This is a genomic window from Extensimonas perlucida (genome assembly GCF_007655255.1).
Lineage (GTDB): Bacteria > Pseudomonadota > Gammaproteobacteria > Burkholderiales > Burkholderiaceae_C > Extensimonas > Extensimonas perlucida.
Genome location: NZ_VMYE01000013.1, coordinates 1 through 12,475 on the forward strand (window position 1 = coordinate 1; position 12,475 = coordinate 12,475).

General features: G+C 63.3%; 11 protein-coding genes. 9 read left to right on the forward strand and 2 right to left on the reverse strand.

The genetic code is table 11. The features are described 5' to 3' along the window. Window positions 1-113: 113 nt before the first annotated feature. Complete coding sequence (locus FK527_RS11415; RefSeq protein WP_144733784.1) at window positions 114-683, reverse strand: SIMPL domain-containing protein; 570 nt, start codon at window positions 681-683, stop codon at window positions 114-116. Window positions 684-874: 191 nt separating this feature from the next. Here FK527_RS11415 and ompR point away from each other — a divergent pair, with 191 nt between their 5' ends. Both ompR and FK527_RS11425 read left to right on the forward strand, forming a co-directional pair. Next, a complete protein-coding gene (gene ompR, locus FK527_RS11420) occupies window positions 875-1,609 on the forward strand; it encodes an osmolarity response regulator transcription factor OmpR (RefSeq protein ID WP_425460441.1) in 735 nt (244 codons plus the stop codon). 53 nt (window positions 1,610-1,662) lie between these two features. Further along, window positions 1,663-3,129, forward strand: coding sequence for a sensor histidine kinase (locus FK527_RS11425; RefSeq protein WP_144733967.1), 1,467 nt, complete (start codon window positions 1,663-1,665; stop codon window positions 3,127-3,129). Window positions 3,130-3,149: 20 nt separating this feature from the next. Here FK527_RS11425 and FK527_RS11430 read toward each other — a convergent pair whose 3' ends face one another. Further along, entirely contained in the window at window positions 3,150-3,404 is a 255-nt protein-coding gene (locus FK527_RS11430; protein ID WP_144733787.1) for a hypothetical protein, read from the reverse strand. A gap of 95 nt (window positions 3,405-3,499) precedes the next feature. Between FK527_RS11430 and moaE the strand changes: the two genes are divergently transcribed. The 7 genes from moaE (at window position 3,500) to xrtD (ending at window position 12,409) form a co-directional block, all read left to right on the forward strand. Then, a complete protein-coding gene (moaE, locus tag FK527_RS11435) occupies window positions 3,500-3,991 on the forward strand; it encodes a molybdopterin synthase catalytic subunit MoaE (protein WP_144733790.1) in 492 nt (163 codons plus the stop codon). A gap of 126 nt (window positions 3,992-4,117) precedes the next feature. Next, entirely contained in the window at window positions 4,118-6,724 is a 2,607-nt protein-coding gene (clpB, locus tag FK527_RS11440; protein WP_144733793.1) for an ATP-dependent chaperone ClpB, read from the forward strand. A gap of 134 nt (window positions 6,725-6,858) precedes the next feature. Continuing rightward, complete coding sequence (locus FK527_RS11445; RefSeq protein ID WP_144733796.1) at window positions 6,859-7,377, forward strand: GNAT family N-acetyltransferase; 519 nt, start codon at window positions 6,859-6,861, stop codon at window positions 7,375-7,377. A gap of 238 nt (window positions 7,378-7,615) precedes the next feature. Beyond that, window positions 7,616-8,821 (forward strand): glycosyltransferase family 4 protein, encoded by a 1,206-nt coding sequence (locus tag FK527_RS11450; protein ID WP_144733798.1) that lies wholly within the window; start codon window positions 7,616-7,618, stop codon window positions 8,819-8,821. 20 nt (window positions 8,822-8,841) lie between these two features. Then, entirely contained in the window at window positions 8,842-10,011 is a 1,170-nt protein-coding gene (locus tag FK527_RS11455; RefSeq protein ID WP_222116150.1) for a glycosyltransferase family 2 protein, read from the forward strand. A gap of 2 nt (window positions 10,012-10,013) precedes the next feature. After that, entirely contained in the window at window positions 10,014-10,769 is a 756-nt protein-coding gene (locus FK527_RS11460) for a WecB/TagA/CpsF family glycosyltransferase (protein WP_144733804.1), read from the forward strand. 89 nt (window positions 10,770-10,858) lie between these two features. Continuing rightward, window positions 10,859-12,409, forward strand: coding sequence for a VPLPA-CTERM-specific exosortase XrtD (gene xrtD, locus FK527_RS11465; protein WP_222116148.1), 1,551 nt, complete (start codon window positions 10,859-10,861; stop codon window positions 12,407-12,409). The last annotated feature ends 66 nt before the right edge of the window (window positions 12,410-12,475 follow it).

A 12,475-nucleotide genomic window follows, 5' to 3' on the forward strand; every position in this document is an offset into this window, starting at 1 on the left:
GCGATCATCATGGTGTACGGGCTCCTTTGCTGGCTTGCTCATGTTCCTCAATCAGGGCTTGCAAAACGGCACGAGCCATGAACAGGGGGTAGCGGCGGGAGTCTATACAATCGTCAGGGATGCGACATGTAGCCGCCAAAGCCGAATGCGCGCGTGAGCGTGGCGGCGCGCTCCTGAAAGCGTGCGACGGCCTGGGCCTGCGCTTCGTTTTCGGCCCTGGTGCGCGCTTCGGGCGCAAGCGAAAAGCCCACCGCGCTGACGCTCAGAGTCTGGATCTGACCCGCCGTGCCCGTGATGCGCGCAAAGTCGCGCCCTGCGAGCACCATTTCCGCGCGGCCCTGCCAGCCGTTGATCTTGCCGTCTTTGCCGTAGCGCGGGTACAGGCCAAAGGGGCCGGTGCGCACCTCCAGCTGGCCGGGCTGGGCCTGGCGGCGCGCCTGTGCGAGCGCGGCCTCCAGCGCCTGCGTGAGCTGCGCCTGCACGCCGGCCGCGTCTGCGGCCTCTTTGGTGGTGGACAGGGTCAGCGTCAGCCAGTCCTGCGCCACCTCTACCGTGGCGCTGGTCGAGAGCTGCAGCAGGTTCGCAGCGGGCGCTGGCTGGGGCGTGGGAAGACTTTGGGCAAAAATGGCCGCAGAGGCCGTAGATACAGCGTAGGCAGCTATGATTTTCGTGATTCTTGGCATGGCTAAGACTCCTGAGGCAGCGAGAATCGGCAGAGGATAGGCAACTGCGCGCAGACGGCGCGTGAAAGCGCAGAAAACGCACGGTACGACGCGGCAAGACTTGTAACAGTGCGTCAGGGCTGGCGAAAAAACTGGAATTTTGGTGGACAAGCTGGTCAGAATCGCCGCTGTTACAAATTCGACCGGGGGTCATGATGAATACCACGAGCAACCGCACCGACAAGATTCTGGTGGTGGACGATGATGCGCGCATCCGCGATCTGTTGCGCCGCTACCTCACGCAAGAAGGCTTTGAAGTCATGCTGGCCGAGGACGGCAAGGCGCTGAACCGCATTTTGCTGCGCGAAGCGGTCGATCTCATCGTGCTCGACCTCATGATGCCGGGCGAGGACGGCCTGTCGATCTGCCGCCGCCTGCGCGCCGCGAACGACCGCACGCCCATCATCATGCTCACGGCCAAGGGCGAGGACGTGGATCGCATCGTCGGCCTTGAGGTGGGTGCGGACGATTACCTGGGCAAACCCTTCAACCCGCGCGAGCTGCTCGCGCGCATCCATGCGGTGCTGCGCCGCCGCCCCGTGCCCGAGGCGCCCGGCGCACCCTCGGGCGAGAACGAGGTCGTGAGCTTCGGCCCCTTCACCTTCGATCTGGGCACGCGCGTGCTGCTTCGCAACGACGAGGAGCTGCCCCTGACCACGGGCGAATTCGCCATGCTCAAGGCGCTGGTGCGGCATCCGCGCCAGCCGCTGTCGCGCGAAAAGCTGGCGCTGCTCGCGCGCGGGCGCGAGTTCGAGCCTTTCGACCGCAGTTTGGACGTACAGATTTCGCGCCTGCGCAAGCTGATCGAGGCCGACCCCGCGTCGCCGCGCTACATCCAGACCGTGTGGGGCGTGGGCTACGTGTTCGTGCCGGATGGGACGAGCTGATGCCCATGCCGCAAACGGGCGCGCATTCGGCCTTTTCGGATTCGCAGCTCACCATGCAAGAGGCAGCCCCCGATGTCACCATGCCGGCGCCGCTGGAGCCGGCACCCTCCGGCGCCCAGCCGCGCACGAGCCTGGGGCTGAACCTTTTCTGGCGCACGTTCTTTCTGTTGGCGCTGCTGCTGGCGGGCAGCATCCTCGCGTGGTTGCAGATATTGCGCGTGCTCGAATTCGAGCCGCGCACGCTGCAGATGGCGCAACAGGCGGCCTCGCTGGTCAACCTGAGCCGCGCGGCGCTGGTGCACGCAGACCCGATTGCGCGCGTGTCGCTGATCAAGACCATGGCCGAGCAAGAGGGTGTGCGCATCATGCCGCGCGAGCCTGGCGACCACTACGAGCCGCTGGCCGGCTCCGCGCTCGCGCGCCGCCTCACGGAGGAGCTCGCGCGCCGCCTGGGCCCCGACACCGTCGTGGCACAGAGCGTGAACGGCGAACCGGGCCTATGGGTGGGCTTCAACATCAACGGCGATCCGAACTGGCTGCGCATGGACCAGGCGCGTTTCAATCTTGCAGGCGGGCGCACCTGGCTGATCTGGCTCGCGATGGTGGGCTTGCTCTCGCTTGCGGGCTCCGCGGTGATCGCGCGGCTCATCAACCGCCCGCTCAAGCAGCTGTCCTACGCGACCAGCCGCGTGCGCGAGGGCGATTTCGCGGCCAGCCACCTCGACGAGAACGTCCCGACGAGCGAAGTGCGCGAGGTCAACATCGGCTTCAACCGCATGGCCGAGCGCCTGGCCAAGCTCGAGCAGGACCGCGCCGTGATGCTCGCAGGCATTTCGCACGACCTGCGTACGCCGCTTGCACGCCTGCGGCTCGAAACCGAAATGAGCGTGACCGACGAGGTGGCGCGCGCGCACATGGTGGCCGACATCGTGCAGCTCGACGCGACCATAGACAAGTTCCTCGACTATGCGCGGCCCGACCACGCCACGCTCACGCCGGTGAATCTGCACGGCGTGGTGTCTTCGTGCGTGTATGCGCTGCAAAACCACCATGCCCTGCAGATTCGCATGTCCGTGCCCGAAGACCTGAACGTGCAGGCCGATGAGGTCGAGCTCGCGCGCGTGATCTCCAACCTGCTCGAAAACGCGCGCCGCTATGGCAAGACGCCGGGCACCGAGATCACGCAGGTGGACATCGCGGCCAGGGCGCGTGACGAGTGGGTGCTGCTCAAGCTGCGCGACCACGGCCCGGGTGTTCCGCCCGAGCAGCTTGCGAGTCTGACCAAGCCTTTTTTCCGCGGCGACGCGGCGCGCACAGCTGCCGCGGGGGCGGGGTTGGGCCTGTCCATCGTGGACAAGACCGTGCGGCGCATGGGCGGCACACTGACCCTGGTCAATGCGCGCTCGGGCGGTTTGGAGGCGCAGATCACGTTGCGGCGCGTGGTCAGCCTGCCGCCGGGCGAAGACCCGCAGCCGCGTCTGCAGCGTCCTTCGGTGAAACGCCAGCGCGCTGCGGCGTAGGCGGCTTCGGGCATACCGTTTCAGTCCGGCACAAAACGGCTTTCGAACCTGCGCAAGTCCTGTTCGAGCTCGAAAGTCACCAGTTGCCCCATCTTCATGTCGGCCAGGCGGCAGGCGGCGAACAGGCTGCTTTTGCCCACGAGGTCGAAGCTCGGCAGGTCGATCAGCGCATAAGGGTAGGGCACGAACGATTCGTGCGCGAATACCGTGTGGGTTTCGTTGCGCGGCGAAGGGTAGAGCTTGTAGCGGGCAGTGGTGATGGTGCGGCTGGCCATGAGGGTATCCGGTGGGTGGCAGACAGAGAGACGGGGAGACAGAGATACAGTGCAGGGCAATGCTATCCAAAACCCGCAGCATCGGTACGCATGCCATGAACGCACCCTCCGCATTCACCATCTCCATCCAGACGGCCGACTTCGACCTCGGCGCTGAACTGACGGCCCTGCGCGCGCAAGATCGCCGCGTGGGCGCGCTGTGCAGCTTTGTCGGCCTGGTGCGCGACCACAACGACGGCGACGCGGTGGGCAGCCTGGAACTCGAGCATTACCCGGGCATGACGGAAAAAGCCATCCAGACCATGGTCGATGAGGCATTTGCGCGCTTTCCGATCTACGCCGTGCGCGTGATCCACCGCGTGGGCCTGCTGCAGCCCTGCGAGCAAATCGTGCTCGTGGCCGTGACTGCGGCGCACCGCGGGCCCAGCTTTCAGGCTTGCGAATTTCTCATGGACTACCTCAAAACGCAGGCGCCGTTCTGGAAAAAGGAGCAAACGCCGCAAGGGGCGCGCTGGGTCGATGCGCGCGTGAGCGACGATGCCGCGCTCGCGCGCTGGGGCATCGCGGCACGCAACGCGGGCGGGTGAGGAGCCGCGCATGCGACGCAATGGCAGGCTCAATGGGCTTTGATGCCGGTCAACCTTATCCGCGCGGGTTGGCCTTGAAATGGTGCGCGCGTCCCTCAGTTGCAGCCCATTCGGAGGTAAAAACCCATGCGGATTGACAAATTCACGACCAAATTCCAGGAGGCCCTGAGCGACGCCCAGTCGCTGGCGCTCGGCAATGACCATGCCTACATTGAACCGGCGCATGTGCTCGTGGCCATGCTGCGCCAGGAAGACGGGCCGCGCGCGCTGCTGCAGCGCGCGGGCGTCAACGTGCAAGGCCTGCTCACTGCGGCCGAGGCCGCCGTCAAGCGCCTGCCCCAGGTGCAGGGCCAGGAGCAGGTGCAGATCGGGCCCGAGCTTGCGCGCGTGCTGCAGGCCACCGAAAAAGAAGCCATCAAGCGCGGTGACGAATACATCGCGAGCGAGCTGTTTTTGCTCGCCCTTGCCGACAGCAAAGGCGAGGCCGGGCGCATCGCCCAGGAAAACGGCCTCACACGCAAGAGCCTGGAAGCCGCCATCGAGGCCGTGCGCGGCGGCCAGAAGGTGGACAACCCCGAGGCCGAAGGCCAGCGCGAGGCGCTCAAGAAATACTGCATCGACCTGACCGAGCGCGCGCGCCAGGGCAAGCTCGACCCGGTGATTGGCCGCGACGACGAAATCCGCCGCGCCATCCAGGTGTTGCAGCGGCGCACCAAGAACAACCCGGTGCTGATCGGCGAGCCCGGCGTCGGTAAGACGGCCATCGTCGAAGGGCTGGCGCAGCGCATCGTCGCGGGCGAGGTGCCTGAGTCGCTGCGCGACAAGCGCGTGCTTTCGCTCGACATGGCGGCTTTGCTCGCTGGCGCCAAGTACCGTGGCGAGTTCGAGGAGCGCCTGAAAAACGTGCTCAACGAACTGGCCAAGGACGAGGGCAAGACCATCGTCTTCATCGACGAGTTGCACACCATGGTCGGTGCCGGCAAGGCCGAGGGCGCGATGGATGCGGGCAACATGCTCAAGCCCGCGCTCGCGCGCGGCGAGCTGCACTGCATAGGCGCAACCACGCTCGACGAATACCGCAAATACATCGAAAAAGACGCCGCGCTCGAGCGCCGCTTTCAAAAGATCCTGGTGGGCGAGCCCAGCGTGGAGGCCACCATCGCCATCCTGCGTGGCCTGCAGGAAAAGTACGAGGTACACCACGGCGTCGAGATCACCGACCCGGCCATCGTGGCCGCAGCCGAGCTCTCGCATCGCTACATCACCGACCGCTTCCTGCCCGACAAGGCCATAGACCTGATCGACGAGGCTGCGGCCAAGATCAAGATGGAGATCGACTCCAAGCCCGAGGAGATCGACAAACTCGACCGTCGCCTGATCCAGCTGCAGATCGAGCGCGAAGCGGTGAAGAAGGAAAAGGACGAGGCCTCGCAAAAACGCCTGGCCCTGATCGAGGAAGAAATCGCCAAGCTGAAAAAAGAGATTGCCGACCTCGAGGCCATCTGGATGGCCGAAAAAGCGCAGGCCCAGGGCAGTCAGCAGGTGCGCGAGCAGATCGAGCAGGCCAAGCTGCAGATCGAGGAATTCAAGCGCAAGGGCGACTTCAACAAGGTGGCCGAACTGCAATACGGCAAGCTGCCCGAGCTGGAAAAGCAGCTCAAGGAAGCCCAGGCCAAGGAGGCGGGCAAGGACGGCGCACCCGCGCCCCATCGCCTGCTGCGCACCCAGGTCGGCGCCGAAGAGATCGCCGAGGTGGTGAGCCGCATGACAGGCATCCCGGTGTCCAAGATGATGCAGGGCGAGCGCGAAAAGCTGCTGCAGATGGAGGAGCACCTGCACGAGCGCGTGGTCGGTCAGGAGGAGGCGATTTCCGCCGTGGCCAATGCGATCCGGCGCTCGCGCTCGGGCCTGTCCGACCCGAACCGACCCACGGGCAGCTTCCTGTTCCTCGGCCCCACGGGCGTGGGCAAGACCGAGCTGTGCAAGGCGCTTGCGGGCTTCCTGTTCGACAGCGAAGAGCACCTGATCCGCATCGACATGAGCGAGTTCATGGAAAAGCACTCGGTCGCACGCCTGATCGGCGCGCCGCCGGGCTACGTGGGCTATGAGGAGGGCGGCTATCTGACCGAGGCCGTGCGGCGCAAGCCCTACAGCGTGGTGCTGCTCGACGAAGTGGAAAAGGCCCACCCCGACGTGTTCAACGTGCTGCTGCAAGTGCTCGACGACGGGCGCCTGACCGATGGTCAGGGGCGCACGGTGGACTTCAAGAACACCGTGATCATCATGACCAGCAACATCGGCAGCCCCATGATCCAAAGCATGGCGGGCCGGCCCTACGATGAAGTCAAGGATGCGGTGTTCGACGAGCTGAAGAACCACTTCCGCCCCGAGTTCCTGAACCGCATCGACGAAATTGTGGTGTTCCACGGTTTGGATGCGAGCCAGATCAGCGCCATTGCGAAGATCCAGCTCAAAGTGCTCACCGAGCGTCTTGCCAAGATGGAGCTCGAGCTTGAGGTCAGCGACGCTGCGTTGGCAGAGCTTGCCAAGGTGGGCTTCGACCCGGTGTTCGGCGCGCGGCCGCTCAAGCGCGCGATCCAGCAACGCATCGAAAACCCCTTGTCGAAGCTGCTGCTCGAGGGGCGCTTTCCGCCCAAGAGCAAAATCCGCGTCACGGTCGATCCGGTGCGCGAGCCGGGTGTGTTCCAGTTTGCTGCCAGCGCGCAAAAGTAAGCCCGACAACTCACTAAAATGATAGCTGCCAGCGCTTGACATACAAGAGCTGGCAGCTTTTTTTTATGATTTTTTTGCGGGCCGTACCGATTGCGCGCACAATGCCGGCCTTTTGTCACTTCGCCGTTTTTTACATGTCCACCATCGAGGTGCGTCCTGCCACGCTGCGCGACGCCAAAGCCATCGCCCAAGTCCACACCCTTGCCGTGCAGGAGGCCTACCGGGGCCTGCTGCCGGATGACTATCTGCGCACCCTGAAGCCCGAAGAGCGCCAGGCCTATTGGCGCGAAGCCATCGAATACTGCGAGCCGCAGGTCATGGTGGCGCTCGAGGGCGACAAAGTCGTCGGTTTCGTCGGCTACGACCGCTCGCGCGACCCCAAGTCGCGCCCGACCACGGGCGAAATCTGGGCCATTTACGCCGCGCCCAGCCATTGGCAACAGGGCGTGGGCCTGGCCTTGTGGGACGCGGCGCGCGACGGTCTGCTCGAAGAGGGCTGTACCACTGCCACGGTGTGGATTCCCCTGTGCAACGAGCGCGCCCTGCGCTTTCATGAAATTGCGGGCTTCAAGCGCGAACTCTCCACGGCCAAGACTTCGCTCGTGGGCGGCGTGCGCATAGAGGAAATCCGCCTCAAGCGTGCGCTGCATTGACTGGCATACTCCGCGCGGGGTGCATTGTTGATGCCGGCGGGACGCCATATCCCCGTCAGGCCAACAGTCACCCCTTACGGGGCTCCTGCATTCACGCCGGGCCAGCGCTCAGCGCAGCGAAATACTCGAGGTGCTGGGCTATTGCGAACACATTGGGTGTCAAGGTGAATGCGATGATCAAAAATAGGGCTTTGGCGCTCGTGACTGCTGGGGCTTGGTCGCGAATCAGGGACGCTGCATGAGACTCGCTTATTTCATCAACCAATACCCCAAAGTAAGCCACAGCTTCATTCGGCGGGAGATTCTGGCGCTGGAGCGCCAGGGGGCAACCGTTGTGCGCATGGCTTTGCGCGGTTGGGACGATTCGGTGGTGGATGCAGAAGACCAGGCCGAACAGGGGAAAACGCACTATGTGCTGCGTGGCGGACTGCGTGGTCTGGTGGGCGCTGTGCTGGGGCAGTTGTTGCGTAACCCGGTGCGCTTGGGCAGAGCTTGGCTGCAAGCCAGCCGCATGGCCCGCATGTCTGACCGACCCTTGCTCTACCACTGGATTTATCTGGCCGAAGCCTGCAAGCTGCTGGCCTTGCTGCGCGGCTCTGGGGTGGAGCACGTGCATGCCCACTTTGGCACCAATTCGGCCGAGGTGGTGATGCTGGCACATGCCTTGGGCGGGCCGGGTTTCAGCTTTACCGTGCATGGGCCGGAAGAGTTTGACAAACCGCAGGGCTTGCACCTGCGCGAAAAGATCGAGCACGCCCGTTTTGTGGTGGCCATAAGCTCTTTCGGACGCAGCCAGCTGTACCGATGGGTAGGATATGCGCACTGGCCCAAGGTGAACGTGGTGCGCTGCGGGTTGGAAGAGTCGTTCCATGCACGAGCTATAACACCAGTGCCGGATGTGCCTCGTCTGGTGTGTGTGGGTCGGTTGTGCGAGCAGAAAGGGCAATTGCTGTTGCTGCAAGCGCTGCGTGAGGTGCGCGCGCAGGGCGTGGCGTGCGAACTGGTGCTGGCGGGCGATGGTGAGATGCGGCCCGAGATAGAGCATTACATTCAGGCAAACGGCTTGCAGCCGGCGGTGCGCGTCACTGGCTGGATCAGTAGCACCCAGGTGCGCGAAGAACTGCAGTCTGCGCGCGCCATGGTGCTGCCCAGTTTTGCCGAGGGGCTGCCAGTGGTGATCATGGAGGCGCTGGCCTTGGCCAGACCGGTGGTGACTACGGCGATTGCCGGCATACCTGAGCTGGTGCGCCACGGCGAGCAGGGCTGGCTGCTGCCCGCAGGAGATCAAGACGCTCTGGTGGCCGCCATGTATGAGGTGCTGGCCGCACCCCCCGCGCAATTGAGTGCCATGGGCTTGGCAGGCAGGGAGCGGGTGCTGGCGCGCCACGATGTGGATACGGAAGCTGCCAAATTGCTGGCCTTGTTTCGGCAAGGGGGGGACTAGTGAATAGCAGTTTGCTGTGGATGCTGCCGCTGGCGCTGCTGGGTGTTTTGCTGCTGCTGTGGACGGTCTTATTGGTGATTCAGGTGTATGCCGCAGCTTGGGTGTGGCGTGCCCAGATCGCTGACAGCCCGGACGAAGCACCGACCCTGGCCGTACTGATGCCGGCCCATGACGAAGCCACCGTGATTGCCCAGACGGTGGCCGAGGTGCGTCGGCACCTGCGACTGCAAGACCGCTTGCTGGTGGTTGCCGACAACTGTGCCGACACCACAGCCGAAGTGGCGTGCGCCGCGGGTGCGGAGGTGGTGGAACGCACCGACCCTGTATTGCGTGGCAAAGGCTACGCACTGGCGTATGGTCTGGCATGCCTGACGCAGCGTTCGCCGCAGGTGGTGGTGGTGGTGGATGCCGACTGCCGCTTGGCACCTGGGGCGTTGCAGCGTCTCGCGGCGCAGGCCTGGAAGTTGCAGCGCCCGGTGCAGGGCTTGTACCTGATGCAGGCCGGCGCCGGCAGCGGCCTGAAATTGCGTATGGCCGCTTTCGCATGGGCATTGCGCAACCACTTGCGGGCGTTGGGATACAAGTGCCTGGGGTTGCCCTGCCAGCTCATGGGAAGTGGTATGGCATTCCCTTGGCCATTGGTGCAGCAAGTGAGTTTTGCCACGGGGCACATTGTGGAAGACCTGAAGTTGGGGTTGACCTTTGCCGCGATGGGCAAGCCACCGTATTTTTGCCCCGAGGCGATGGTGTTGAGCGACTTCCCTGTCAACGAGCAAGGCGTGCAAAGCCAGCGCAAACGCTGGGAACATGGACATCTGACGGTGCTGATGCAGGACGCGCCGCGCTATCTGGCGCAGGCGCTATGGCAGCGCAATGGGAGCTTGTTGGCTCTGGCGCTGGACATGAGCGTACCGCCGTTGGCTTTGCTTGCCTCCTTGTGTGCGACATACGCCATGCTGGGGGCGGTAGTGGCTTGGCAAACGGCTGTGGTGTGGCCGCTATTGGTGGGCGTGGGCGCTTGTGCGGCGCTGCTGAGTGCAGCGGTGCAGGGATGGATGCTGGTGGGGAAAGCCTGGGTGCGCGGCCACGAGTTGCTGCTAGTGCCAGTTTACATTTTGCGGAAATTGCCTTTGTACCTGGCTTTTCTTTTCAAGCGGCAGGTGGCTTGGGTAAAGACCCGGCGCGACTAAGCATGGATACAAAGCCTCTGCCAGATTGGGCGGTTCGTTGGGAGCGGGTGCTTCAGGTGTTGCGTCTGGTGCCGGGAATGCCCGAAAAGCAGGCTTTGGTGCATGAGCTGCTGCAGCCTCTTGAGCGGCCGCGGGTGCTGGCTTTTGTGAATGCGCACGCCATGAACATGGCGGCACAGCAGGCCGAGTTTGCCGGCTTGCTGATGCAGGCGGATGTGGTGCTGCGCGATGGTTCGGGCATGCAAGTGCTGCTGCGCATGCTGGGGCAGCCGCCCGGACTGAACATGAACGGCACAGATTTCATCCCAGAGTTGCTGGCTGCCTGCCGGGGTAAGCGCGTGGCGCTCTGGGGCACCCAGGACCCCTATCTGGAGCAGGCCAAGTGCAGGATAGCTGCCGAGTGGGGCGTCGAATGTGTTTCTTGTCTCGATGGTTTTTTGGCCGATGCAGACTACTTGGCCGCGATGCGGACAGCGGCACCTCAAGTGGTGATTCTGGGTATGGGCATGCCCAAGCAGGAGCGGATCGCTGCATTGCTGAAGCAGGCCAATTCCGTGGGCTGCCTGGTGGTGTGTGGTGGCGCCATCTTGGATTTTCTCGGTGGGAGGGTAGCGCGTGCCCCAAGGCTGTTCCGGCAGACGGGTCTCGAATGGCTATACCGCCTTGGGTTGGAGCCGCGCCGCCTGTACCGCCGCTATGTGCTCGGTAACCCCGCGTTTTTATGGCGCGCTGCGAGGTTCCAAGGCATGCGTAAATAGCCCGACTGGCTCAAGACCTCCGTGCTGGGAAGGTACATTTGAATGTTGGTAACTGCTAGTATCCGTGGCCCCTACTTCGTGATGTGCAAGTGACGATCCCATCCAAATTTCGCCTCAACGAGGCTTTGCTTGTTTTTGCGCTGCTGCTGACCTTTTTGGCCTTCGGTGGTGGCCTGCTCGACTTGGTACACCGCTGGTACAAGCAAGAGGAATACAGCCACGGTTTTTTCCTGCCGTTGATTTCGCTTTGGCTGTTGTGGAGCAGGCGCCAGGCGCTGCGCGACAGTGTGGGCGCGCCCTCGACATGGGGTTTGGTGGTTCTGGCGCTGAGCGCTGCTTTGCTGGTGCTGGGGGAGGTTACGGCCATTTACCTGCTCATTCAGTTGGGCTTCTTGCTCGCGCTGGTGGGGGTGGTGTTGTGCTACGGCGGGGTTTCGTTGCTGCGTATGGCCTGGCTGCCCATCGCGTTCCTGCTGTTTGCCATTCCGCTGCCGTACTTTGTGGATTCACAAATTTCGTGGCGCTTGCAGTTGCTTTCTTCGACGCTGGGCGTGGCCGTATTGCGAGCCCTGGGCTACGCGGTGTACCTCGAAGGCAATGTGATCGACCTGGGCGTTTACAAACTGCAGGTGGTGGAAGCGTGCAGTGGCTTGCGCTACCTGTACCCTTTGCTCAGCATCGGCTTTTTGATGGCCTACATGTACCCGGCGGCCTTGCGCTGGCGGGTGCTGGTGTTTTTGAGCACTATCCCTATCACTGTGCTGACGAACAGTCTGCGGATTGCCATGGTGGGGGTGCTGGTGGAGCGCTGGGGCAGCGGCATGGCGGATGGCTTTTTGCACTACTTTGAAGGCTGGGTGATTTTTCTGATTTGCCAGCTGGTCTTGATGCTCGAAATCTGGCTCATAGAACGCTATACCCACCGCCGACCGTTGCTGGATGTGCAAAAGTTGCCCACAGTGGCGGCGGTGGTGCCTGCACGGCCTGTGGGGGCTGGCGTGGGCAAGTGGTTGCCAGCGGGCGTGTTGTTGTTGGTCGGGGCATCGGTGCTGGTGTATGAGCTGGGCGGACGCGCCGAAGAGCAGCCCTTGCGCCAGAGCCTGAAGACTTTTCCGCTGGAGTTGGGTGACTGGCGAGCCCAGCAGGAGTCATCCTTGTCCATAGATGTCGAGCAGGCGCTGGGGTTCAGCGATTACGTGCTGGCGGACTACGTGGACCCGGAAGGCGCACAGGTGAATTTCTATGTGGCCTATTACGCTTCGCAGCGCAAGGGCGTTTCGCCGCATTCCCCGCAGGTGTGTATTCCGGGTGGTGGCTGGGTGATTTCTGGTATCGAGCAGGTAAAGTTTCCGCTGACCGATGGCAAGCCTATGGAGGCGGTGCGGGTGCTGATTGATAAAAGTGGGCAGCGGCAGCTGGTGTATTACTGGTTTGAGCAGCGCGGACGACGCATTTCGAACGAATATTGGATGAAGTGGTATCTGTTGCAGGATGCTTTGACGCGCAACCGCACCGATGGTGCACTGGTGCGTGTAGTGACGGCTTTAGGCCCGTCAGAAGATGTGCAGCGCGCGGACGAGCGCCTGCAACGGCTGGTGAGGCTGGCAATTCCTATGCTTGGGTCCTATGTGCCTGATTGACAAACGAAACGATAGGGTGAGCAACATGACGGACAAGCGCAGATTCGGAACACTTGGCAAGTGGGC

Excerpts from the sequence above, each read along its gene's own strand:
- FK527_RS11430 (WP_144733787.1), bottom strand. The coding sequence starts at position 3,404 with ATGGCCAGCCGCACCATCACCACTGCCCGCTACAAGCTCTACCCTTCG.
- moaE (WP_144733790.1), top strand. The coding sequence starts at position 3,500 with ATGAACGCACCCTCCGCATTCACCATCTCCATCCAGACGGCCGACTTC.
- FK527_RS11415 (WP_144733784.1), bottom strand. The coding sequence starts at position 683 with ATGCCAAGAATCACGAAAATCATAGCTGCCTACGCTGTATCTACGGCC.
- FK527_RS11460 (WP_144733804.1), top strand. The coding sequence starts at position 10,014 with ATGGATACAAAGCCTCTGCCAGATTGGGCGGTTCGTTGGGAGCGGGTG.
- FK527_RS11445 (WP_144733796.1), top strand. The coding sequence starts at position 6,859 with ATGTCCACCATCGAGGTGCGTCCTGCCACGCTGCGCGACGCCAAAGCC.
- FK527_RS11455 (WP_222116150.1), top strand. The coding sequence starts at position 8,842 with ATGCTGCCGCTGGCGCTGCTGGGTGTTTTGCTGCTGCTGTGGACGGTC.
- FK527_RS11425 (WP_144733967.1), top strand. The coding sequence starts at position 1,663 with ATGCAAGAGGCAGCCCCCGATGTCACCATGCCGGCGCCGCTGGAGCCG.
- ompR (WP_425460441.1), top strand. The coding sequence starts at position 875 with ATGATGAATACCACGAGCAACCGCACCGACAAGATTCTGGTGGTGGAC.
- FK527_RS11450 (WP_144733798.1), top strand. The coding sequence starts at position 7,616 with ATGAGACTCGCTTATTTCATCAACCAATACCCCAAAGTAAGCCACAGC.
- clpB (WP_144733793.1), top strand. The coding sequence starts at position 4,118 with ATGCGGATTGACAAATTCACGACCAAATTCCAGGAGGCCCTGAGCGAC.